The sequence below is a fragment of the Pyxidicoccus fallax genome (assembly GCF_012933655.1).
Lineage (GTDB): Bacteria > Myxococcota > Myxococcia > Myxococcales > Myxococcaceae > Myxococcus > Myxococcus fallax.
Genome location: NZ_JABBJJ010000041.1, coordinates 1 through 23,368, shown reverse-complemented (window position 1 = coordinate 23,368; position 23,368 = coordinate 1). Strand labels below are relative to the sequence as shown.

Here is a 23,368-nt window from a genome sequence, read left to right as displayed (position 1 = left end):
GGGGTATGCTAACCGCTGCCATAGGAAAATTCCGTTGATAGCGCTCGCTCGCCCTTTGGGTATCGTTCTACTCCTCTGCACACATGTCGCGTCCGCGGAGCCAGCCGTGCTGCTGGCCCCCGCATTGGGAAGGCCGGAGGGCGTACTCCTCCAGGGACGCGTGCTCAAGGACGCCCCTTCCGGAGGCAGCTCGGCGCTGACCCGCAATGTCCGGAGGCTGACGGCGGCCAACTGGGAGGGGGCCTCGGTGGAGGTGTCCTTCCAGGGCGTGGTGGCGAAGGTGAAGAGCGGCCACGACGGCAACTTCGAGGTGAACCTGCGTCCGCCCGAGGGCCAGCGCTTCCCGCAGGGGACGGCGGAGGCGGAGGCGAAGGTGCAGGGCGCCTCGGCGCGCGCGCCGGTGGAGGTCATCCCGGACACGGCGCCGCTGCTGGTGGTGTCGGACTTCGACGACACGGTGGCGGTGACGAACGTGACGAACCCCGTGAAGCTGGTGGAGTCGGCGCTGCTGAAGGACGGGGACACGCAGGCGGTGGTGCCGGGCATGGCGGCGTTCTACGGGTGCCTGCGCAAGCCCGCGTCGCCGGCGTTCGCGCTGGTGAGCGGGTCGCCCATCCAGTACCTGTCGCGCATCCGCACGTTCCTGGACCGCCACGGCTTCCCTGCGGGCTTCGGGCTGTACCTGCGGGACCTCGGCCCGGGGACGCTGTCCGGCTACAAGCAGCCCGCCATCCGCCGCCTGCTCCATCAGTTCTCCCAGCCGGTGGTGCTGGTGGGGGACTCGGGGGAGAAGGACCCGGAGGTGTACGCGCAGATTCGCGACGAGTTCCCCGGACGCGTGAAGGCCATCTACATCCGCGACGCGGGGCGCACGGAGGACAAGACCCGCTTCGAGGGCATGGTGCTGTTCAAGGACTCGGGTGACGCGGCGGCGCACGCCGCGGCCCAGGGGCTGGCGGACGCGGCCTGCGTGGCCACCGCGTTCGCGAAGCCTGCACCCGCGGCCACGGCGGGGCAGACAGCGCCGTGAGCGGGCGCGCTCGGAGGAGGGTCCCCGGGGCATCGCGGCTGGACGCTGGCGCCCGGTGGATGTGGCCGGTGGCTCGGGGCCTCCGCGCGGGAGGGCTCGCGGCGCGCGGGCTCGTCGCCGTGCTCCTCGTGGTGCTGACGGGCTGTCGCGAGGAGAAGCCGGCCGAGCCGCTCCAATCCCTGAAGCCCGAGCCGCTGCCGTCGCTCGCGTCGGGCGGGGGCGCAGCGCCCCGGGACGCGGGCGCGGTGGCCGAGGCCGAGCCGCCCGAGGTGGAAACGGCGCTGGTGTTCGGCGAGGAGCTTCCCAAGGAGGCCCTCCGCCTGGAGCTGGCGGGGGAGCGGGTGCGGCTGGGGCAGGAGTCCTTCGAGGCCACGCGTTCGGCGGAGGCGGCGCGCCTGGCGGAGCGGGTGAAGGGGCGCGAGGTGCTGCTGGTGCCGGACGCGGACACGTTCCTGGTGCAGGTGTCCGAGCTGCTGGTGGTGTTGCGGGACTCGGCGGAGAAGGTGTGGTTGAAGCACCCGGACGCGCCGGTGGCGTACCCGCTGGTGCTGCGTGACGAGGCGGGCTTCCGCGCGTGGCTCGAGGAGGTGGCGCCCGGCAAGCTGCGCATCATCATGCGCGCGGATGGTTTCGAGCTGACCACCAGCGTGGGCAAGCTGCCGGGGCCGGACCCGAATGGCCCGTCGGTTCCGGTGCGCGGAGGACGGCAGGACCTCGCCACGCTGCGCCGCGGGCTGGGGCTGCTCAAGGGGCGCTTCAAGACGTCGGAGGACCTGTGCCTCGTGCCGTCGTTCGGCACCGAGGTGGCCCAGGCGGCGCGGGCGCTCAGTGGCACGTACTCGGCGCCGGGCGAGCCATGGTTCGACGAGCTGTGCTTCGTCTTCCCGACGCCCCGGGGAGCGAGGGACGGGGGCTGAGGCGGGCGGTCAGGGGAGCGTGCCCACGCCCGCGAAGGCCTTCATCCACGAGTCCTCGTCGCGAGCCCGGGCCGCGTAGAAATCCTCCTGGAGCGACGGCAGCGGCCAGCGGTAGCAGCCCGCGCGCGCCATGGCCTGCTCCCAGGAGACCAGCTCCATCCAACGGTCCACGACCTCTTCCTTGTCCGGAACGTGCCTCGACAGCTCGGAGCCGACCCTCTGGAGCCGGATGCCCAGGTCCAGCTCCACGTGGGAGCGCTCCTGGCTGACGCGCTTGCCATACTCCCAGAGCAGCCGTCCCAGCCACTGCTGCTCGTCGTCGGTCAGCTGGTCCTTGCTGGCCTGCGCGCGTCGCACGAGCTTCATGCCCAGTGACGGCCCCTGCGCCAGGAAGACCATCCGCCACGCGTGGTGGCCGGGGGCGTCCAGCAGGCCGTCGAAGAGGGCGCGCATCTCGCGGAAGTGCTGCTCGTTGGAGACCGGCTTCCACTCCGGAATCGAGAGGAGCTTCTCGAGCGTGGCCAGGTCGCCCCGGTTGAAGAGGGCCGAGGGCCGCCGCTCGTCCAGTGCATGGAAGAAGAACAGCAGCGCGACCTGGAGGCTCCGCGGCGAGGGGCCGGTGAGCTCCCGGAGCCGGTAGAGCACGGAAGGCAGCATGAGCTCCCGGAGGTTCCACTCCGACCCACGGTTGACCTGCTCGTGGCTGCTCACGAGCAGGGGCACCGAGGTGGTCTTCATGAACTGCCCATCGATTTCGAAGAGGCACTTCTTATGGCAGCTGTCCAGCGTGAGCACATTCAGGGCGAAGCGCTGGGCCTCGTTGGCCCGCTCGTAGCTGGCTTCCGGATCGGCGAGCAGGATGTCCTGCTCCAGCGGTTCGGGGAGCAGGGCGCTCTTCGTGAAGTCGGGATGTCCGAGCGCCTTCCAGGCATCGAAGAAGGCCTGCCGCACGCTCGGCGAGTCCGGGCGTCGCGTGGCGAGCTCGAGCAGCAGCTTCGCCTCCGGAGTGTCGCGCAGGGAGGTATGCGCGAGGGTGCTCCGCGCCGCGGCTTCGTTGCCGGCTTCCAGTTCGGCGCAGGCGCGCAGCAGGAGGGCTGGCGCGTAGGTGCTCGATTCGCGCAGCGCCTTCTCGATATGAATCCCCGCCTCGGGATGGTTCGCGAACAGGTAGTAGGCGGCGGCCTGGGTGAGTGGCGCGGCCCGGGCCTCCTCCTCCGCCTTGCGCTTCCACCGGAAGGTGGTGAGGCCACCTCCCGCGAGGATGGGCGTGAGCCCCAGGGCCCAGAGCAGGAGCTGTCGTCGGGTGCGGCGCCGCTGTGGACCTGATGATGGCTCCACCTCCGGCGTCGCCGGTTCGCTGCGGATGGGGTCGTTGCTCACTGGGGCCTCACCGCTCTCGCGATTCAGGGGGCGTGGACTTCATCAGGACCAGGCGTTCCACGCGGCGATGTTACCTTTGACTCGATGAGCCCAGGCGAGAGACACGTGGCCGCTCGGTTGCTGTTGCTCCTGGTCCTGCTCCAGTGCGGGTGCCTGGCGGAGTCCGCGTTGAATGAGGCGGACCTTCAGTGTGGCCCCCGGGACCTCACGGTGGAATGTTGTCTCAAGAAGAACCCGGGCCAGTGGGAGAAGTGCACGGGGACGCCCAACCCCGGCGAATCGGGTGTGTCGGAGGAGGTGAAGCGGAAGCTGATGCAGGGCGCTGCCGCTGGCACGGCGGTGGCTGTCGCGCTGCAACCCAGGTTCAACTCCGCCGAGCAACGGGGCGTGGAACTGGCCGCGGACCTGCACGCGACGGTCGAGAAGGCCATCTGGCGGTGTGTGCGCGGGGCGGAGCAGGAGGCCCGTGACGCCTTCTTCGGTGGCCGGAGCCCTACGGCGGAGCAATGCAGGCAGCTCACGATGCCAGGGCAGACGTGGGCCATGTTCCTGGGGCGCCACAAGCACAAAGTGGTCAAGCCGTGCCTCCACGCGGCCTTGGGGAAGCTGCTGCCGGGGCGCTACCTGCTGGAGCCTCGCTTCCAGTTCAACGAGCGGACGGGGCAGTGGGAGTACCTGGACAAGAAGACGGAAGACCAGCTCGTGTCGAACTTGGGCGTGATTGCCCTGGAGGGCAGCATCGCGCCGGACATTGTCCTCATGGATGGCGAGGGCGTCATCATCCACGTGTACGACATGAAGTTCCCGTGCCCCGATAGCAATCCAGCAGGCTGGAGCATCTATAGAAGTGGCCGCTGGACAGGCGACAGACAGGACGAACTCTATCTGGCGGCGCTCCACGTCAGACCCAGGATTGTCTCTCCCAGAGACGGAGTGGAGAGGCCCAAGCGGTGATGAGAGTCATGCAATATCCCAGGTTGCGGTACTCCAGCGTGCTTCGTGCGCAGGCTGCAAGCGATGCAGTGCTCATCTGCTTCTACATGCAGTTCCCCCACAAGCAGATTGCGCCGGCCGTCATGAGGTCGCTCGAGAAGTTCCGTGAACGAATTCGCCCTCTGACCCTGGATTGGTACATCGATCACGATGCCCAGACCCACTCGCTAGATGACAGTGCATGGGAGAACATCAGGAAGGAGATGTTCGGCCCTGACGAGGGGTTCTATCCCCGGTTCGCGGGAACGCCCGAATGCGCTGGGGGGCTCTACGTCGAATACCGAGGGCTGCCGATTCCTTCTCCTTGGCCCGGACGGGAGCATGACGTCAGCGGGTTGTATTTGCGGTTGCCGACCGAGTTCCTGGAGGAGCATGGCCCCAGTCGGGTGCGTGAGCTGGCCCTCGACGTCGCGGAAGGACTGCCTATCAACTCGGGATATGTCGACCTGGGGCTCGTTGAGGTGGACCGAGCCGACGAGGGCGTTGACCTCGTCCGCAGGCGTTATCACGGAGTTCATCTGGCATGGGAAGGCCCCGACATCCACATGGACACCCACGTCGACGGCGTCCACTGGATGAACTTCCTCGGCCCGCCCGTGCTCGGCCAGCTCGGTGGAGTCTCCGCCCTTCGCGAGCGCCTCTCCCTCCCCGGCATCTCCATCCAGGAACTCAGCGGGGACCGCGTGCTCGTCACGCTCGGCGACGCGCCGAACCCGGGGGACGTGGAAGCAGGCGAGACGCTGCCCCTGCACCGTGCGCTCGCCCGGGTCCTCGAACCCCATCTCTACCGTCGCGGCAGACCGCTCGGCCGCATGAGCCCCGAGGACATGCGCCGCTGGGAGCGCCGCTTCCTCGACTGAGCGTCATGCCCGCTGCCCGGCCGGGCCTTCTCCTTTGAAGCCGCCCGCCCCGATTGCTACTACCTCCCTGACACACCCAACCCTAGATTGCTCCCCCGCGCGGGCGCCTGCCCGCCCGCTGAAGGGACGCTCCCTTCCGCGAACCTGGAGGTCGTTGATGGCCGCTGTACTCGAGCCCGCCCAGTCGAAGGAGATTCCCGCTGGCGGCGCGTTCCTCTTCCAGGAGGTTGGCGCCACTCGCATCGTCACCCCGGAGACACTCGCCGAGGACCAGCGCCTCTTCTTCAAGACGGCGCTCCAGTTCTCCCGCGAGAAGGTGCTCCCCCAGGCCGAGCGCATCGAAGCCAAGGACAACGCCCTCCTGCGCGACCTCCTCCGTCAGGCCGGTGAGCTGGGCCTGCTCAGCGTGGACATCCCCGAGGCCTACGGCGGCACCGGACTCGACAAGACGACGTCCCTGCTGCTCGCCGAGGCCATGAGCCTCAACGGCTCCTGGTCCGTGACGTTCGGCGCGCACACCGGCATCGGCACGCTGCCCATCGTCTGGTTCGGCAACGCGGCCCAGAAGGAGAAGTACCTCCCCAAGCTCGCCACCGGCGAGTGGGTGGCCGCCTACGCCCTCACGGAGCAGGGCAGTGGCAGCGACGCGCTCGGCGCGAAGACGAAGGCGGTGCGCTCGCCGGACGGCAAGCACTGGATTCTCAACGGCTCCAAGCTCTACATCACCAACGCCGCCTTCGCGGACGTGTTCGTCGTCTTCGCCAAGGTGGACGGCGACAAGTTCACCGGCTTCATCGTGGAGAAGGACACCCCGGGCCTCACCGTGGGCCCGGAGGAGCACAAGATGGGCATCCGCGGCTCGTCCACGTGCCCCCTCTATTTCGAGGACGCGCGCGTGCCGGCGGAGAACCTGCTCGGCGAAATCGGCAAGGGCCACAAGATTGCCTTCAACATCCTCAACTACGGCCGCCTGAAGCTGGGCGCGGGCGTGCTGGGCGGCATGAAGCTCCAGCTGCAGAACGCGCTGCACTTCACCCAGGAGCGCAAGCAGTTCGGCACCCCCATCGTCCAATTCCCCCTGTCGCGCGAGAAGCTGGCCCGCATGGCCGCGCTCATCCACGCGGTGGAGAGCATGACGTACCGCACCGCGGGCCTCGTGGACGGGCGCCTCTTCGGGCGTGACAAGTCCGCTCCGGACTACGAGGCGAACCTGCTCGCCGCCGTCGAGGAGTACGCCATCGAGTCGTCCATCATGAAGGTGCACGGCTCCGAGTCGCTCAACGCGCTCGTCGACGACGCCGTGCAGCTCCACGGCGGCGCCGGCTACATCGAGGAGTATCCGGTGGAGCGCGCGTACCGCGACGCGCGCATCAACCGCATCTTCGAGGGCACCAACGAAATCAACCGCATGCTCATCGCCGGCATGCTCCTCAAGCGCGCGGTGAAGGGCGACCTGCCGCTGTTCGCCATGGCCGGCAACGTGGCCGAGGAGCTGTCCCGCGGCGAGCGGCCCCGCGCGCGCGGCGAGGACGCGCTGGCCCCGCAGGAGGTCGCCGCCGAGTCCGCCAAGCGGCTCGCGCTGCACGGCCTGCGCGTGGCCGCGGAGACGTTCGGCACGGACCTGGAGAAGCACCAGGAGGTGCTCGCCGCGCTGTCCGACGTGGTGATGGACGCCTTCGCCCTGGACTCCATGGTGACGCGCACCCGCCAGGCCGCGAGCCAGGGGAAGCTGGACCCGGTGCGCGTGGCCCTCACGCAGCTCTACGCGCTGGACGCCGTCCCCCGCGCCTACGACAGGACGCGCCGCGCGCTGTGCGCCACCCTCCAGGGGGACGCGCTCGACAAGGAGCTGAAGCGCCTGGCCACGCTGGACGTCTTCACCCCGTACAACCCCGCCGAGCTGCGCGAGACGGTGGTGAAGGCCCTGGAGCAGGCCAACGGCTACCCGCTGTCGCAGGAGTAGGGCTCAGGGCATCCGCGTCACGGCGTCCATGCCGAAGCTCACCCGCGCCTTCCAGGGCGCGGGGGGCAGCGACGCCAGGGAGAGCAGCGCCTCCAGGCGCTTCTGCATCTCCGGACGGAGCCGCCCGAAGGTGGCGCCGAAGCCCGGCGTCACCGTCTCCGAGTGCTTGCGCGGCACCGAGGACGTCCACACCACCTCGCCGTGCAGCATCAGCGGCCCTTCCTTGAGGTCCATCTCCAGGAGGAAGGGCGTGCCCACGCGGACATGGCGGGGCAGCGCCGGGGCCTGCACCTCCAGGCCCACCCCGCCGCGGGAGATGTCTCGCACCAGGAAAGTGGGGGAGAAGGGCGCCGCCTCCACCGCGCGCAGGTGCAGGGGCAGCCGCGGGAAGCGGCGCAGCCCGTCGTGCTCCTGCGCGGAGTAGATGCGCTGGAGCATCGCGTCCAGCGCGGTGCGGTCCTCGCCCACGCCGTAGCGCACGGTGAGCAGGAAGCGCTGCGCCTCGCGCGGCTCCACCTGCACCACCTCGCCCAGCACCTCCACGGGCCTGGGCACGCCCCCCGCGTGCAGCTCGAAGGTGAAGCGAGTACCCAGCGGAAGGCTGCGGCGCGTCTCCAGCGTGACGCCCCCCTGCCCGACGCTGCGCGTGTACTCCCCCACCAATGACTGCGGGGTCTTGTAGGCCACCTTCAGTCGAACGTTCGTGTTCACGCAACCGACACTCTGCGCCTGTCCCCGGGCGGAACTCAAGTTCGGCCCCTCTCCACAGGTAGGGCGGCGCACCGCGCCAAACACCGGACCTCGCAGGTGTGGCGGGGCTTGCGGGACTCGGGCCACGGCAGCGCGGTGCCAGGGGCCAGATGTCGGGCGCCAACGAACCGTTGTTTCAACCTGTTGCGGTTTCTTGACCCCCCCCAGGGGGACGCGTATGTATGCCGCGCGTAGTGGCAAGGAGTGGGAAGGAGTGGAGGTTAGTCCCCTGGCGGGTTGAAAAGGTGGATCGTCCCGCGTGTTCCGAGGCGTCTATGAGCACCAGATCGACGCGAAGGGGCGGACGAGCCTCCCGGCGAAGCTTCGGGACACGCTGGTGGGCGCCTACGACGAGAGGCTCATCCTCACGACGGCGCTGGACAGGTGCCTCCACGCGTACCCGGTGCGGGAGTGGGAGGCGCTGGAGGCCTCGCTGGCGAAGCGCAACCCGATGGAGCCAGGGGTGAAGACGCTGATGCGCCTGTACGTGGCCAGCGCGCAGGAGTGCCCGCTGGACAAGCTGGGGCGCCTGCTCATCCCACCCTCGCTGCGCTCCTACGCGGGACTGGAGAAGGACGTGGTGTGGGCGGGGATGGTGAAGGTCATCGAGCTGTGGAGCCGGGAGGGCTGGGCGAAGGCGCAGGAGGAGGCCCGCCAGGAGGCGACCTCGGCGGATGTCATGAAGGTGCTCGCGGAGCTGCGCCAGTAGCGGACGGAAAGTCGACAGGACTCGGAAGTCCCGAGAGGGTGGAGAGCGTATGAACCAGGTTCTGGAGGTGCGGCGGCGGGCGGTGGGCGCGGCGGTGGGAACCGAGCGCGTGGAGACGCTCATGCTCGAGGGTGAGCTGAGCGAGCAGGACCTGCTCCAGCTCTGTGAGGAGCTCACCCTGAAGATGCAGCGCGGCCTGCGCCAGGTGGTGCTGGACTTCGCGGACGTGGGGCACCTGAACTACCGGGGCGTCAAGCCGCTCATGGCGCGCGCGGAGGCCTTCCGCCGCACCGGTGGGGACTTGAAGCTGTCCGGCCTGTCGCCGTACCTGGCCGCCATCTTCCGCGCGGCCGGCGCGCACGACGCGTTCGAAATCTACCCCCACATGAATGACGCCCGGGCGGCCTTCGCGCTCTCGCGGGCTCCCTTCGTCTGACGGCCCGTGGCGGCCCTGGACTTCCAGCACCAGACCGTCCTCCTGCGGGAAGCAGTGGACTTGCTCCAACCGGGAGTGGGGAAGGTGATCATCGACGGCACACTGGGCGGCGGTGGCCACACGGAGGCGCTCCTCGCCCGGGGCGCCACCGTGGTGGGCGTGGACCGCGACCCGGTGGCGCTCGCCGCGGCCACCACCCGTCTGGGCGGCAACCCGCGCTTCCAGGCCCGGCAGGGCAACTTCGAGGACCTGCTCCGCGTGGCCGCGGACGTGCTCCCGGTGGACGGCGTGCTGGTGGACCTGGGCGTCTCCTCCCCGCAGCTGGACGTGGCCGAGCGCGGCTTCTCCTTCGCCAAGGAGGGCCCGCTGGACATGCGCATGGGCGTGGACGGCCCCACCGCCGCGGAGCTCATCGCCTCCATGGATGAGCGCGAGCTGGCCCACATCCTCAAGGAGTATGGCGAGGAGCCCTTCGCGCGCCCCATCGCCCGCGAGCTGAAGAAGGCGCTGCCCACGCACACGCTGGAGGCCGCGGAAGTCGTGAAGCGGGCGGTGCCGCGCAAGGCGTGGCCCAACCGCATCCACGTGGCCACCCGTACCTTCCAGGCGCTGCGCATGGCCGTCAACCGCGAGCTGGAGGCGCTGGACGCGCTCCTGGCCGCCATCCCCCAGTTGCTCAAGGTGGGCGGGCGCGCCGGCGTCATCGCCTTCCACTCGCTGGAGGACCGGAAGGTGAAGGAGGCCTTCCGGGACCTCGTGGGCCGCTGCACGTGCCCGCCGGGGCTGCCGGTGTGCGCCTGTGGCTACTCGGGCAGCTTCGCCCTGGTGACGAAGAAGGCCGTGGCCGCCTCGGAGGAAGAGGTGGCGGCCAACCCCCGCTCTCGCAGCGCGCACCTGCGCGTGGTGGAGAAGCTCCGATGAGCAAGTCCTCGATTGGCAGGTCCTCCCCGAATCGTGGCTCGGTCTCCGTGGCGGGCGTGCTGCTGCACCTCTTGCCCGCGGTCCTCTTCTTCGCCCTCTTCGCGGCGGTGGGCATCCTCCACGTCACCAGCCGCGTACTGGTGGTGGACATGGGCTACCGCCTGTCGCGCGAGGAGGCGGAGAGCCGCACCCTCACGCGGGAGAACGACCGGCTGAAGCTGGAGCTGGCCACCCTCAAGGCCCCGGCGCGGCTGGAGCGCGTGGCGCGCGAGCAGCTCGGCATGGCCATGCCCAAGGGCGGCGCCGTGGTGTCCGTGGCGGCGGAGAAGCCGTCCCGCCCCAGCGCCCAGGCGGACGTGGCCCGGCCCGCGGTGCGCGTGGCGGGCCGTGACGCGGCGGGGGCGGCGCGGTGAGGGACTTCAAGGCGACGCGGGCTCCCGAGCCCAACGCGAAGTGGCTGAAGCTGCGCGTGCAGCTGCTGTTCGGTCTCTTCCTGACGCTTCTGGGCGTCGCCTTCGGCCGTGCGGTGCAGCTGCAGGTCTTCGAGCAGGAGAAGCTGCGCGGCCTGGCGCAGGACCAGTACGTCCGCCAGATTGAAATCCCCGCCCGCCGCGGCGACATCTTCGACCGGCGCGGCACGCCGCTGGCCCAGAGCGTGGAGGTGGACTCCATCTGGGTGGACCCCTCCATGCTGCCGGACGTGCGCGCCGCGTCGCGCCAGCTGGCCAAGGCGCTGAAGCTGGACGCGGACGAGCTGGCCGCGCGCCTGGGCCGGGCCAAGCGCTTCGCGTGGGTGAAGCGCCAGGCGAAGCCGCAGGAGGTGGCCGCGGTGAAGGCGCTGGGCCTGCCGGGCTTCGGCTTCAGCAAGGAGCCCAAGCGCTTCTACCCGCAGCGCGAGCTGGGCGCGCACGTGGTGGGCACGGTGGGCCTGGACGGGCGCGGCCTGGAGGGGCTGGAGCTGGCCTTCCAGGACGAGCTGTCCGGGCAGAACTCGCGCATGTCCGGCTTCCGCGACGCCAAGGGCCGCAAGCTGCTGGTGCAGGGCACCCTGGACCCGCTGGAGCGCCAGGGCGCCGCGGTGACGCTCACCATCGACCGGCACCTCCAGTACGTGACGGAGAAGGCGCTGGCCAAGGCGGTGGAGGACGCCAAGGCCGTGGCCGGCATGGTGGTGGTGCTGGACCCGAAGACGGGCGAAATCCTGGCCATCGCCAACCACCCGCGCTTCAACCCCAACACCCCCGAGTCCAGCAGCCGCACGGCCATGCGCAACCGCGCCGCGCTGGACACCTTCGAGCCCGGCTCCACGATGAAGCCCTTCGTGGTGGCCGCCGCCATGGACCAGGGGGCGATTACCCCCGACAGCGTCTTCTTCTGCGAGAACGGCGCCTGGCCGGTGGGCCGCCACACCATCAACGACACCCACCAGTACGGCTGGCTCGCCCCGCGCGGCATCCTCCAGGTGTCGTCCAACATCTGCATGGCCAAGATTGCCCAGCAGATGGGGCGCGAGAAGCTGGTGGGGGGCTATCATGCCTTCGGCTTCGCCGAGCGCACCGGCCTCGCGCTGCCGGGCGAGGGGCGCGGCGTCATCCCCTTCCCGAAGGCGGAGGTGGCCCTGGCCACCCAGTCCTTCGGCCAGGGCCTGACGGCCACGGCGGTGCAGATTGCGGCCGCCTATGGTGCGCTGGCGAACGATGGCGTGCTCATGCGGCCCTACCTCGTGTCGAAGGTGGTGGACCCGGATGGGGTAGTGCTGCTGGAAAACCGTCCCACGGAGATTCGCCGGGCGGTGTCCGCGAAGGTGGCCCGGCAGGTGGTGGGTATGCTCGAAAGCGTGGTGACCAAGGAAGGAACCGCGCCCCGGGCCGCCATGGAGGACTACCGGGTGGCGGGCAAGACGGGCACGGCGCAGAAGGCAGACCCGGTGGCGCGAGGGTACTCGGACAAGCGAATCGCCTCCTTCGCTGGCATGGTGCCAGCCGAGTCACCTCGCGCCGTCATTCTCGTCGTAGTGGACGAACCCAAGACGGACGTATACGGGGGGCTCGTGGCTGCCCCTGCTTTCAAGGAGATTGCGACCGCCGCCATGGCCCACCTGGCCGTGCCCCCGTCCCGGACGGTGGCACCCGAGGTGGCCGTGGCCGCCGTGTCCCCCGCGCCCGGCGCGGCGAAGCCGGTGGCCGCCAAGGCCGCCGTGCCCGCCCGGCCGGCGCTGGCGGAAGCGGTGACGGAGACTCCGGAGCCCGGCACCGTCCGGGTTCCGGACGTCCAGGGGCAGGTCGGACGGGAGGCCGTGGTGAAGCTGCTCGCCGCGGCCCTCGAGCCACAAGTAATGGGCAGTGGACGAGTGGTGTCTCAAACCCCCGCCGCCGGCTCACTGGTGGAGAAGGGGGCCCGGGTGACGCTGGAGCTCGCGACGCGGCAATGAGGCCGCGCTCGCTCCAGGCCCCGCGCTTGCAAGACGTGTGAAGGGGAAGAGATGAAGCTGACGGATGTCCTCGCAGGATGTGGTGCCGAGCAGACCTCGGGCGGCCGTTCCGCGGTTGACGTCACCGGTGTGACGCAGGACTCGCGGCGCGTGAAGCCGGGGGACCTCTTCGTCGCCGTTCCTGGTACGAAGGAGGATGGGGCCCAGTTCATCGGTGAGGCCGTGTCCCGCGGTGCCGTGGCGGTGGTTTCCGAGAAGCCGGTGCCGTCCTCGCAGGTGCCCTTCTTCAAGGTGGGCAACGCGCGCAAGGCGCTGGCCCTCATCGCCGCCAACTTCTACGGCCGTCCCGCCGACCAGCTCACGCTGCTGGGAGTCACCGGGACGAACGGGAAGACCACGACGACCTACCTCTTGGAGGCCATGAGCACGGCTGCCTACGCCTCCACGGGCGTCATCGGCACGCTGGGCTACAAGTACGCCGGCAAGACGGTGGAGACGGCCAACACCACCCCGGATGCGCTGGAGCTGCACCGCATCTTCCGGGAGATGGTGGACGCGGGCGTGGAGACGGTGGTGATGGAGGTGTCCAGCCACGCGCTCGCGCAGGAGCGCGTGCACGGGCTCACCTTCAAGGCCGCGGGCTTCGCCAACCTGAGCCGCGACCACCTCGACTACCACAAGGACATGGAGGAGTACTTCCAGGCGAAGCGCAAGCTCTTCGCGGAGAACCTGTCCGCCACCGGCGTGGCCGTGGTCAACGGCGACGACACCTACGCCAGCCGCATCTACAACGAGCTGCGCGGCCAGAAGCGCATGGCGTGGAAGTTCAGCCGCCTGGGCAACGGGGAGATCTCCGCCGCCGACGTGAGCTTCACGCTCAACGGCATCAAGGGCACGCTGAAGACGCCCGCGGGTGACATCCCCCTGAAGAGCAAGCTCCTGGGCCCCCACAACCTGGAGAACATCCTCCTGGCGGCGGGCATCGGCCTGGGCGCGGGCTTCGCCCGGCGCGACGTGCAGGAGGGCATCGAGCGCATGACGCCGGTGGCCGGCCGCATGGAGCGCGTGGAGAACTACGGCCCGGGCGGCGCGCCCGCGGTGCTGGTGGACTACGCGCACACCGACGACGCGCTCAAGCGCGCGCTGGAGGCCGCGCGCGCGCTGGCCAAGGGCCGCGTCATCACCGTCTTCGGCTGCGGTGGAGACCGCGACAAGGGCAAGCGTCCGCTGATGGGCGCGGTGGCGGCCGAGGCCGCGGACCTGGCCATCGTCACCAGCGACAACCCCCGCACCGAGGACCCGGACAGCATCATCTCCGAGGTCACGCCGGGCCTGGAGAAGGGCGGCCTGCGCCGCATCTCCGCGGGCAAGGCCAAGTCCGGTGAGAAGGGCTACCTCGTGGACGCGGACCGCCGCGCCGCGATTGAGCTGGCCATCAGCCTGGCGAGCGCGGACGACGTCGTCCTCATCGCCGGCAAGGGCCACGAGACGTACCAGCAGGTGGGCAAGGAGAAGCACAACTTCGACGACCGCCAGGTGGCCGCCAAGGCGCTGGCGAACCGTACCCCCTGACACACCCGGGCGCGGCCCGGCCCGGCCGCGCCCTCCATACCCTTCACCCCGATGACAGCCCGATTCAACGACGATGAGGTGGTGCAGGCGACCGGGGCCACCCGGCGCGGTGGCCCGGCCCCGGCCACCTTCACGGCGGTCTGCACCGACACGCGGGCGCTCACTCCGGGGTGCCTCTTCGTGGCGCTCGTGGGCGAGCGCTTCGACGCGCACGCCTTCGTGGACGCGGCGGCGAAGGGTGGGGCGGCCGGCGCGGTGGTGGCGCGCGGCCGCACGCTGCCCGCGCTGCCCGACGGCTTCCCCCTCTACGAGGTGGAGGACACCCTGGCTGCGCTGGGCGGCCTGGGCCGGCACCACCGCATGCGCTTCACCATTCCGGTGTGCGCGGTGGGCGGCTCCAACGGGAAGACGACCACCAAGGAGATGGTGGGCGCCATCCTCGCCACGCGCGGCCCCGCGCTGAAGACGGAGGGCAACCTCAACAACGAGGTGGGCGTCCCGCTGACGCTGTTCCGGCTGGACTCCACCCACGTGGCCGCCGTCATCGAGGTGGGCATGAACCGCCCCGGTGAAATCGAGCGGCTCACCCGCGTGGTGCGGCCGGCCGCCGGGGTCATCACCGTGGTGCAGCCCGAGCACCTGGAGGGCCTGGGCAGCCTCGAGGGCGTGGCCGAGGCGGAAGGGGAGATGTTCCGCGAGCTGGGCCCGGACGCCACGGTGGTGGTGAACGTGGACGACCCGCTCATCCCCGCGCAGGCGGCGCGCAGCCGGGCGAAGCGGCTGACGTTCGGCCGGGCCGAGGGCGCGGACGTGCGCCTCGTCGGCGTGGAGACCAAGGGCCGCGACGGCATGGTGGCCACGGTGCGCCACGCGGGCCGCGACTGGCCGGTGCGGCTGCACTTCATCGGTCCGCACAACGCGCAGAACGCCACCGCGGCCTTCGCGCTGGCGCTGGCCCTGGGCTACTCCCCCGAGGAGTGCGTGCGCGGCCTGGAGCAGGCGCGGCCGTACTCGCGCCGCCTCAATGTGCTGGACGGCAAGGGCGGCGTGACGGTGGTGGACGACTGCTACAACGCGAACCCCGCCTCCATGGACGCGGCGCTGGCGACGCTGGCCACGCTGGTGCCCCAGGGCGGCCGGCCCGTGGTGGTGCTGGGGGACATGTTGGAGCTGGGCCCCGGTGAGCTGGAGGAGCACGCGCGGCTGGGCGCGCACGTGCCTGGCCACGCGAAGCTGGCGGCCTTCTTCGGTCCCCGCTCCGTGAAGGGGTGGGAGGCCGCTTCCATGGGAGATTCCGCCGCCCATTTCACCGAGGTGGAGCCGCTGGTGGCCTGGCTGTCGCCCCAGTTGCGCCCGGGTGACGTGGTGCTGGTGAAGGCCAGCCGCGGCATGCGGCTGGAGCGGGTGGTGGCGGCCCTGACGGGCACGGCCACGCCTGGAGGAAACCACTAGTGCTGTACCTCCTGTACGAGCTCATCCAGAACTCGGAAGCCGGGCGCGTCCTCAACTTCCTGCGCTACCCCACCTTCCGCATCATCGCCGCGGGTGTCTTCGCGCTGCTGCTCGGCATGCTCATCGGCCCGCGGCTCATCGCGCGCCTGCGGCTGAAGCAGCACGGCCAGAGCAACGTCCGCGAGGACACGCCGGACACGCACCAGAAGAAGAAGGGCACGCCCACCATGGGCGGCTCGCTCATCCTCATCTGCATTGGCGCCGGCACGCTCTTGTTCGCGGACCTGAAGAGCCGCGGCGTGTGGGTGATGCTGCTGCTCACCTTCGGCTACGGCTTCATCGGCTTCCTGGACGACTGGCTGAAGCTGTCCAAGCGCAACTCCAAGGGCCTGGCCGGGCGCAAGAAGATGGCGCTGCAGACGCTCTTCTTCGTCATCGCCGTGTTCGGCCTGCTCACCACGTGGACGCAGCCGGACGGCTCCTTCGGGCCCACGCTGCTCATCAACACGAAGCTGACGCTGCCCTTCATCCCCACGCGCTGGTTCAACCCGGACCTGGGCTGGTTCTACGTCCTCTTCGCGTGGATCGTCATCGTCGGCACGTCCAACGCCGTCAACCTCACGGACGGCCTGGACGGCCTCGCCATCGTCCCCACCATCGTGTCCTCCATCACCTTCGCGGTGCTCTGCTACGTGGCGGGCACCACGCTGAGCATCGCGGACTACGAGACGGTGGGCGGCGGCGCGCGGGAGCTGGTGGCCACGCCGCTGTACCAGTACCTCGGCATCCTCCAGGTGCCCGGCGGCGCGGAGCTGGCCGTCTTCTGCGCGGCGATTGTCGGCGCGGGCATCTCCTTCCTCTGGTTCAACACCTACCCGGCCTCCGTGTTCATGGGCGACATCGGCTCGCTGGCGCTGGGGGGCGCGCTGGGTGGGCTGGCGGTGCTGTCCAAGAACGAGGTGGTGTCCGCCATCATCCACGGCATCTTCTTCGCGGAGGCGCTGAGCGTGATGATTCAGGTGGCCTCCTTCAAGATGACGGGCAAGCGCGTCTTCAAGATGGCGCCGGTGCACCACCACTTCGAGCTGAAGGGGCTGGCCGAGCCGAAGATCATCGTCCGTTTCTGGATCGTCTCCATCCTCTGTGGTGGCGTGGCGCTCCTGTCGCTCAAGCTGCGCTGAAGGCCGCAAGGGGGCTCCCGCCATGTCGTTGGCGCTGTCCGGTCAGAAGGTGCTGGTGTTCGGGCTCGCGAAGAGCGGCGTGGCGGCGCTTCGCCTGCTGCGCCAGCACGGCGCGCAGGTGACGGCGCTGGACGCCCGCACCGAGGAGGCGCTGGGGGAGGTGGGCCGCGAGGTGAAGGCGCTGGGCGCCACGCTCGTCACCGGTCCCACGCCTCCGGGGCTGCTGGCGTCGCAGGATTTGGTGGTGGTGAGCCCCGGCGTGCCGCTGGCGCTGCCAGAAATCCAGGCCGCGCGCTCGGCGGGCGTCGCCGTCTGGGGCGAGGTGGAGTTGGCCTGGCGTTGCGTCTCCGACGTGCCGCTGTTCGGCATCACCGGCACCAACGGGAAGAGCACCACCACGGCGCTCACCGGTGAGCTCTTCATCCGCGGCGGCCGGCGCACCTTCGTGGGCGGCAACCTGGGCCGGCCCTTCTCCGAGGCCGCCATGGCCCCGAAGGACTGGGACGCGCTGGTGGTGGAGCTGTCCAGCTTCCAGCTCGAGGGCATCCGCACCCTGCGGCCCCGCGGCGCCGTCATCCTCAACCTCACGCCGGACCACCTGGACCGCTACGCGAGCCACGCCGAGTACGGCGCGGCCAAGGCGCGAATCTTCCAGAACCAGCAGGGCACGGACTTCGCGGTGGTGAACGCGGAGGACGCGGACGTGATGGGCCTCGCGCGCGAGGCGAAGGCGCCCGTGTACGGCTTCAGCGTCAGCGGGCGGCCGGTGGTGGACGCGCCGAAGCTGGCGGGCCTGGCCGTCGCGGAGGAGGGCGGCTTCCGGCTGGACTTCCTGGGCGAGCGCTACCGGCTGAACAACCGCGCGCTGCGCGGGGCGCACAACGCGCAGAACGCCATGGCGGCGGCGCTGCTGGCGCGGCTGGGCGGTGTGGCCGCGGACGCGGTGCAGGCGGGGCTGGACAGCTACCCCGGTCTGCCGCACCGGCTGGAGAGCGTGCGCGTGCTGGATGGCGTGGAGTGGGTGAACGACTCCAAGGCCACCAACGTGGATTCGGTGCTGGTGGCGCTGCGGGCCTTCAAGGGCGACCTGTGGCTGATTGCCGGCGGCAAGGGCAAGGGCGCGCCGTACGCGCCCATGGTGGACGAGGGGCGGGGCAAGGTGAAGGGCGTGCTCACCATCGGCCAGGACGCGGACACGCTCGCCAAGTCGTACGCGGGCCAGGCGCCGGTGCATGCGTGCGGCACGCTGGCCGCGGCGGTGGCGAAGGCTCGCGAGCTGGCGCGGGCGGGGGACACGGTGCTGCTGTCGCCCGCGTGCGCGTCGTATGACCAGTTCAAGAACTTCGAGGACCGGGGCGACACGTTCAAGCGCCTCGTCGGGGCGCTCTGACGGCCATGAAGACCTCTCCTCCCGCTCCCGCGTCCGCGTCCGCGGCTCCCGTGCGGTTCGACCCGCTGCTGCTGTGCGCCGTGTTCGGGCTCGTGACGCTCGGACTGGTGATGGTGTACTCGGCCAGCGCGGTGCTGGCGCAGGACAAGCTGGGTGACAGCCTGTACTTCTTCAAGCGGCAGCTCGCCGCGGCCGGCATGGGGCTCGTCGCCATGGCCGTGGCCATGAAGGTGGGCTGGCGCAAGCTGGCGCGCTGGGCGTACCCGCTGCTGCTGACGGCCATCGTCCTGCTGGTGCTGGTGGCCATTCCCGGCATCGGCCACGCGGCGGGCGGCGCGCGCCGGTGGATTCGCCTGCCGGGCTTCGGCCTGCAGCCGGCCGAGGTGGCGAAGTTCGCCTGGGTCGTCTACCTGTCCTACTCGCTGGCGAAGAAGCGCGAGAAGGTGGCCACCTTCTCCGTGGGCTTCGTGCCGCACCTCGCGCTGTGTGGCCTGCTCGTCGGCCTGTGCATGCTCCAGCCGGACTTCGGCAGCAGCGTGCTCCTGGTGTTCATGCTCTTCGTGCTGCTCTTCGCGGCCGGGGCGAAGCTGAGCTACCTCGTGGGCTCGGTGCTGCTGGCGCTGCCGCTGGCGTACGTGGCCATCGCCTCCAGCCCCTACCGCATGAAGCGCATCCTCGCGTTCATGGACCCGTGGGCGCACCGGCACGACGTGGGCTACCAGGTGGCCGAGTCGCTCATGTCCATCGGCTCGGGCGGCGTGTCGGGGCTGGGGCTGGGGGACGGGCGGCAGAAGCTCTTCTTCCTGCCGGAGGCCCACACCGACTTCATCTTCTCCATCCTCGCCGAGGAGACGGGATTGGTGGGCGTGGGACTGCTGGTGGTGCTTTACGGCGTGGTGCTGTGGCGCGGGGTGAGGGCGAGCCTGGCGGCGGGTGAGACGTTCGGCACCTACCTGGGGCTGGGCATCACCTCCATCATCGCCTTCCAGGCCACGGTGAACATGTGCGTGGCCATGGGGTTGCTGCCCACCAAGGGACTGACGCTGCCCTTCGTTTCCTACGGAGGCACGTCGCTGGTGGTGCTGATGGGCGCGGCGGGGGTGCTGCTGTCGCTGAGCGCGAACACCCAGCCGGCCACTCGCCCCGCGCGCGCGGGCACGGACATGCGGGAGGTGACGGCGTGAAGGTCCTCATCGCGGGCGGCGGCACCGGTGGCCACCTCTTCCCGGGCATCGCCCTGGCGGAGGAGGTGACGACGCGCCACCACGGCAACGAGGTGGTCTTCGTGGGCACGGAGCGCGGCCTGGAGGCGCGCGTGGTGCCGAAGGAGGGCTACCCGCTGGAGCTGGTGAAGGTCCAGGGCCTCAAGGGCAAGAGCTTCATCGCCTTCCTCAAGGCGCTCTTCGCGCTGCCACTGGCCTTCATCGAGTCCTTCCGCATCCTCGCCCGGCAGAAGCCGGACGTGGTGGTGGGCGTGGGCGGCTACGCCAGCGGGCCGGTGGTGCTGGCCGCGTGGCTGATGGGCATCCCCACCGCCATCCAGGAGCAGAACGCGCTGCCGGGCCTCACCAACAAGGTGCTGGGCCGCGTGGTGCGCGTCGTCTTCATCGCCTTCGACGAGGCGCGCCGCTTCTTCCCCGAGAAGAAGGTGCAGATGATTGGCAACCCCATCCGCCGCAAGCTGATGGACAACTACCTGCGCAGCCACGTGGCGCACGAGCGCTTCTCGCTGCTCGTCTTCGGCGGCAGCCTGGGCGCGCGCGGCATCAACCAGCGGATGATTGAGGCGCTGGATTCCCTCGGTGATTTGAAGGACGGGCTGCACTTCGTCCACCAGACGGGGAAGAACGACCTGGAGCAGGTGCGCAAGGGCTACGCGGAGAAGGGCTTCCAGGCGGACGTGGTGGAGTTCATCGACGACATGTCCAGCGCCTACGCCCGGGCGGACCTCGTGGTGTGTCGCGCGGGCGCCACCACGCTGGCGGAGCTGACGGTGTGCAAGAAGGCCAGCATCCTCATTCCCTTCCCGCACGCCACGGACAACCACCAGGAGGTCAACGCGCGCGCCCTCGTCGACGCGGGCGCGGCGCTGATGTTCCGCGAGGCGGAGCTGACCGGGCAGAAGCTGGCGGAGACCATCCGCCAGCTCAAGGGCGAGCCCTCGCGGCTCAAGAGCATGGAGAAGAAGGCGGGCCTGCTGGGGCGCCCCGAGGCCGCGAAGGAGCTGGCCGACGTGTGCGTGGACCTGATGGTGCAGCAGTGGGGTCCCAACGGGCGTGAGCGCGCCCCCAGCGAGGCGAAGAAGGCGCCGAGGAGCCACTCGTGACGAAGAACAAGCCCCCCAGCCTCTTCAAGACGCGCCACGCCGCGCAGGTGCACTTCGTGGGCATCGGCGGCATCGGCATGAGCGGCATCGCCGAGGTGCTGCTCAACCTGGGCTACCGGGTGTCCGGCTCCGACTTGAAGGAGAGCGAAATCACGAAGCGCCTGGCGCGCATGGGCGCCACCATCTTCGAGGGCCACAAGGCGCAGAACCTCGTGCAGGCGGACGTGGTGGTCATCTCGTCCGCGGTGCGCAAGGACAACCCCGAGGTCGTCACCGCGCGCCAGCGGAAGATTCCCGTCATCCCCCGCGCGGAGATGCTCGCGGAGCTGATGCGCCTGAAGTACTCCGTCGCGGTGGCGGGCAGCCACGGCAAGACGACGACGACGTCCATGGCGACCACCGTGCTGAGCGCCGCGGGGCTGGACCCCACGGCGGTGGTGGGCGGCAAGGTGAACGTGCTCGACTCCAACGCCAAGCTGGGCAAGAGCGAGCTGATGGTGGTGGAGGCCGACGAGAGCGACGGCAGCTTCCTCAAGCTGCACCCGTCCATCTCCATCGTCACCAACATCGACCCGGAGCACATGGACCACTACGGCACGCTGGAGTCGCTCCAGTCCGCCTTCGTGGAGTTCTGCAACCGGGTGCCCTTCTACGGCCTCAACGTCCTCTGCCTGGACAACCCCAACGTCCAGGCGCTGCTGCCGCGCATCGAGAAGCGCTACGTCACCTACGGCAGCTCGCACATGGCGGACTACCGGCTGGAGAACATCCAGCTGGACGGCTTCACCACCACCTTCAACGCCTTCCGCCGGGACGAGCCCCTGGGCGAGTTCCGCGTGCGCATGGTGGGCGCGCACAACGCCTTCAACGCGCTGGCCGTCATCGCCGTGGCGGAGGAGATGGACATCCCGCTGGAGACGGTGCGCGGCGCGCTGGCCGAGTTCGGCGGCGTGCAGCGGCGCTTCACCGTGAAGGGCGAGGCGCAGGGTATCACCGTGGTGGACGACTACGGGCACCACCCCACGGAGGTCATGGCCACGCTGGCCGGCGCCCGGCGCGCCTTCGGCCGGCGCGTGGTGGTGGCCTTCCAGCCGCACCGCTACACGCGCACGCATGACCTGATGAAGGAGTTCGCCACCGCCTTCAACGACGCGGACCTGCTCTTCGTCACCAGCGTCTACGCGGCGGGCGAGGAGAAGATTCCGGGCGCCACCGGCGACGCGCTCGCGGACGCCATCCGCGCGCACGGCCACCGCGACGTCACCTTCGTGGAGAAGCGCACGGACCTGCCGGCGGCGCTGCTGCCCCGGCTGCGCGAGGGCGACCTCGTGCTCACGCTGGGCGCGGGCGACATCACCCAGGTGGGGCCGGACCTGCTCCAGCAGTTGGGCACCACGTCCCTTTCGAAGGGCTAGCGCCATGGTGGAAGCGGGCGTGAGGACGGCGCTGGCCGAGCGCGTGGAGCGGCTGTCCGGCTGCGAGGTGAAGGCGGGCGAACCCCTGGCCCCGCTCACCAGCGTCCGGGTGGGCGGTGCCGCGGAGGCCCTCATCCGCCCGCGCTCGCCGGATGCATTGGTGGCCCTGCTGAAGCTGGCGCGCGACGAGGGCATCCCCGTCACCGTCCTCGGCGGCGGCGCCAACACCCTGGTGGGCGACGGCGGCGTTCCCGGCTTCACCGTGAAGCTGCCGTCGGACCTCTTCCCGGAAGTGGCCGACATGGGCCCGGAGGAGGGCCGCCTCACGCTGGGCGCGGGCTCGGCCATCGTCCGGCTCGTCAACCTCATGCGAGGCAACGGGCTGGTGGGCGCCGAGTTCCTCGCGGGCATCCCTGGCACGCTGGGCGGCGCGGTGGCGATGAACGCCGGCACCAAGAATGGCGAGGCCTTCCGCGTCATCGAAGCGGTGGAGGTGGCCACCGCGGACGGGGTGGGGTGGCTGACGAAGGCGCAGGTGCCGCACGCCTACCGGCACTCGGAGCTGCCGCCGGGCGGCGTCGTCACGCGGGTGCGCTTCCATCTGCGCAAGGGGGACGTGGTGGCCTCCAAGGCGGCCATGGACGCGGACCTCGGCTACCGCAAGCGCACACAGCCCCTGAGCCAGCCCAACTTCGGCAGTGTCTTCACCAACCCGCCGGGCGACCACGCCGGCAGGCTGATTGAAGCCGTGGGCCTCAAGGGGCATACGTTGGGCCGCGCGCAGGTGTCCACGCTGCACGCCAACTGGATTGTGAACCTGGGCGGCGCCACCGCCCGCGACGTGCTGGGCCTCGTCACCCTCATGCAGCAGCGGGTGCGCGAGGAGACCGGCGTCGAGATGAAACCCGAAGTCAAGCGCGTCGGAGACTTCCTGCCATGACCACGATTCGCAGCGCCTTCACCCCGGACGAGCTCAAGAAGAAGCGCGTGGGTGTGCTGTACGGCGGCCTGTCCGCCGAGCGCGAGGTGTCCCTGCGCACCGGCGCCGCCGTGGCCGAGGCCCTGCGCTCCAAGGGCTATGACGTGGTGGACATCGACGTGGGCAAGGACCTGCCCGCGCGCCTGGCCGCGGAGAAGGTGGAGGTGGCGTGGCTCGCCGTGCATGGCCGCTACGGCGAGGACGGCTGCCTCCAGGGGCTCCTGGAGTCCCTCTTCATCCCCTACACCGGCAGCGGCGTGCTCGCGTCCGCGCTGGGCATGGACAAGGTGTACGCCAAGCAGGTCTTCGTCGCGCACGGCATTCCCACGCCGGCCTACCGGGCCTTCAAGGACGCGGCGTCCGCGCTGGCGGAAGCCGGCTCGCTGCCGTTCCCCTTCCCGGTGGTGGTGAAGCCCAGCCGCGAGGGCAGCAGCGTGGGCGTGCACATCTGCAAGACGCGCGAGGACTACGAGGCCGCCGTCAAGGACGCCGCGAAGTACGCCGGCTTCCTCCTGGTGGAGCAGTTCGTCAAGGGACGCGAAGTGCAGGGTGGAGTGCTGGACGATGAGGCCCTCGGCGTCATCGAGGTCCGCGCCGCGCGCGAGTTCTACGACTACGAGGCCAAGTACAAGTCCGGCTCCGGCACGCAGTACCTCTTCCCCG

General features: G+C 70.2%; 21 protein-coding genes. 19 read left to right on the top strand and 2 right to left on the bottom strand.

The window, feature by feature from the left end; genetic code table 11:
- The first annotated feature begins 106 nt into the window (after positions 1–106).
- Both HG543_RS11740 and HG543_RS11735 read left to right on the top strand, forming a co-directional pair.
- Positions 107–1,030, top strand: coding sequence for a phosphatase domain-containing protein (locus HG543_RS11740; protein WP_343073330.1), 924 nt, complete (start codon positions 107–109; stop codon positions 1,028–1,030).
- A gap of 68 nt (positions 1,031–1,098) precedes the next feature.
- A complete protein-coding gene (locus tag HG543_RS11735) occupies positions 1,099–1,947 on the top strand; it encodes a hypothetical protein (protein ID WP_343073329.1) in 849 nt (282 codons plus the stop codon).
- 9 nt (positions 1,948–1,956) lie between these two features.
- On the opposite strand, the gene HG543_RS11730 is transcribed toward HG543_RS11735, so the two are convergent.
- Positions 1,957–3,327 (bottom strand): tetratricopeptide repeat protein, encoded by a 1,371-nt coding sequence (locus HG543_RS11730; protein WP_169344810.1) that lies wholly within the window; start codon positions 3,325–3,327, stop codon positions 1,957–1,959.
- Positions 3,328–3,432: 105 nt separating this feature from the next.
- Here HG543_RS11730 and HG543_RS11725 point away from each other — a divergent pair, with 105 nt between their 5' ends.
- From HG543_RS11725 to HG543_RS11715, 3 genes are all read left to right on the top strand, one after another.
- Positions 3,433–4,281 carry a hypothetical protein gene (locus HG543_RS11725; RefSeq protein ID WP_169344809.1) on the top strand — a complete coding sequence of 283 codons (849 nt, stop codon included), beginning with the start codon at positions 3,433–3,435 and terminating at the stop codon, positions 4,279–4,281.
- Positions 4,281–5,180, top strand: coding sequence for a type VI immunity family protein (locus HG543_RS11720; protein WP_169344808.1), 900 nt, complete (start codon positions 4,281–4,283; stop codon positions 5,178–5,180). The genes HG543_RS11725 and HG543_RS11720 overlap by 1 nt, the downstream gene beginning before the upstream one ends.
- A gap of 157 nt (positions 5,181–5,337) precedes the next feature.
- The gene (locus tag HG543_RS11715) at positions 5,338–7,143 is read left to right on the top strand and encodes an acyl-CoA dehydrogenase FadE (protein ID WP_169344807.1); all 1,806 of its coding nucleotides are present in this window, start codon (positions 5,338–5,340) and stop codon (positions 7,141–7,143) included.
- 3 nt (positions 7,144–7,146) lie between these two features.
- Here the strand turns inward: HG543_RS11715 and HG543_RS11710 are convergent, their stop codons facing one another.
- A complete protein-coding gene (locus HG543_RS11710) occupies positions 7,147–7,854 on the bottom strand; it encodes a PilZ domain-containing protein (RefSeq protein ID WP_169344806.1) in 708 nt (235 codons plus the stop codon).
- A 298-nt stretch (positions 7,855–8,152) separates the two neighbouring features.
- On the opposite strand from HG543_RS11710, the gene mraZ reads away from it, so the two are divergent.
- The 14 genes from mraZ to HG543_RS11640 form a co-directional block, all read left to right on the top strand.
- On the top strand, positions 8,153–8,602 hold the full coding sequence (mraZ, locus tag HG543_RS11705) for a division/cell wall cluster transcriptional repressor MraZ (RefSeq protein WP_169344805.1): 450 nt from the start codon (positions 8,153–8,155) through the stop codon (positions 8,600–8,602).
- 49 nt (positions 8,603–8,651) lie between these two features.
- Positions 8,652–9,038, top strand: a complete 387-nt coding sequence (locus HG543_RS11700) for an STAS domain-containing protein (RefSeq protein ID WP_169344804.1) — start codon at positions 8,652–8,654, stop codon at positions 9,036–9,038.
- Positions 9,039–9,044: 6 nt separating this feature from the next.
- Positions 9,045–9,959: a 16S rRNA (cytosine(1402)-N(4))-methyltransferase RsmH gene (gene rsmH / locus HG543_RS11695; protein WP_169344803.1), complete on the top strand. Its 915-nt coding sequence runs from the start codon at positions 9,045–9,047 to the stop codon at positions 9,957–9,959.
- Positions 9,956–10,372 carry a cell division protein FtsL gene (gene ftsL / locus HG543_RS11690; protein WP_169344802.1) on the top strand — a complete coding sequence of 139 codons (417 nt, stop codon included), beginning with the start codon at positions 9,956–9,958 and terminating at the stop codon, positions 10,370–10,372. The genes rsmH and ftsL overlap by 4 nt, the downstream gene beginning before the upstream one ends.
- A complete protein-coding gene (locus tag HG543_RS11685; RefSeq protein ID WP_169344801.1) occupies positions 10,369–12,390 on the top strand; it encodes a penicillin-binding transpeptidase domain-containing protein in 2,022 nt (673 codons plus the stop codon). Before ftsL ends, HG543_RS11685 begins: the two co-directional genes overlap by 4 nt.
- Positions 12,391–12,441: 51 nt before the next feature.
- Positions 12,442–13,962, top strand: a complete 1,521-nt coding sequence (locus HG543_RS11680; protein ID WP_169344800.1) for a UDP-N-acetylmuramoyl-L-alanyl-D-glutamate--2,6-diaminopimelate ligase — start codon at positions 12,442–12,444, stop codon at positions 13,960–13,962.
- 51 nt (positions 13,963–14,013) lie between these two features.
- On the top strand, positions 14,014–15,414 hold the full coding sequence (locus HG543_RS11675; RefSeq protein WP_169344799.1) for a UDP-N-acetylmuramoyl-tripeptide--D-alanyl-D-alanine ligase: 1,401 nt from the start codon (positions 14,014–14,016) through the stop codon (positions 15,412–15,414).
- Complete coding sequence (gene mraY, locus HG543_RS11670) at positions 15,414–16,595, top strand: phospho-N-acetylmuramoyl-pentapeptide-transferase (RefSeq protein ID WP_169344798.1); 1,182 nt, start codon at positions 15,414–15,416, stop codon at positions 16,593–16,595. Before HG543_RS11675 ends, mraY begins: the two co-directional genes overlap by 1 nt.
- A 22-nt stretch (positions 16,596–16,617) precedes the next feature.
- The gene (murD, locus tag HG543_RS11665) at positions 16,618–17,985 is read left to right on the top strand and encodes a UDP-N-acetylmuramoyl-L-alanine--D-glutamate ligase (RefSeq protein ID WP_169344797.1); all 1,368 of its coding nucleotides are present in this window, start codon (positions 16,618–16,620) and stop codon (positions 17,983–17,985) included.
- Between the two features lie 5 nt (positions 17,986–17,990).
- On the top strand, positions 17,991–19,169 hold the full coding sequence (gene ftsW, locus HG543_RS11660; protein ID WP_169344796.1) for a putative lipid II flippase FtsW: 1,179 nt from the start codon (positions 17,991–17,993) through the stop codon (positions 19,167–19,169).
- A complete protein-coding gene (murG, locus tag HG543_RS11655; RefSeq protein ID WP_169344795.1) occupies positions 19,166–20,311 on the top strand; it encodes an undecaprenyldiphospho-muramoylpentapeptide beta-N-acetylglucosaminyltransferase in 1,146 nt (381 codons plus the stop codon). Before ftsW ends, murG begins: the two co-directional genes overlap by 4 nt.
- Positions 20,308–21,726 (top strand): UDP-N-acetylmuramate--L-alanine ligase, encoded by a 1,419-nt coding sequence (murC, locus tag HG543_RS11650; RefSeq protein ID WP_169344794.1) that lies wholly within the window; start codon positions 20,308–20,310, stop codon positions 21,724–21,726. Before murG ends, murC begins: the two co-directional genes overlap by 4 nt.
- Before the next feature lie 4 nt (positions 21,727–21,730).
- Positions 21,731–22,666 carry a UDP-N-acetylmuramate dehydrogenase gene (murB, locus tag HG543_RS11645; RefSeq protein ID WP_169344793.1) on the top strand — a complete coding sequence of 312 codons (936 nt, stop codon included), beginning with the start codon at positions 21,731–21,733 and terminating at the stop codon, positions 22,664–22,666.
- Positions 22,663–23,368 (top strand): D-alanine--D-alanine ligase (locus HG543_RS11640; RefSeq protein ID WP_169344792.1); only part of this gene is annotated, 706 nt, incomplete at its 3' end. The genes murB and HG543_RS11640, both read left to right, overlap by 4 nt.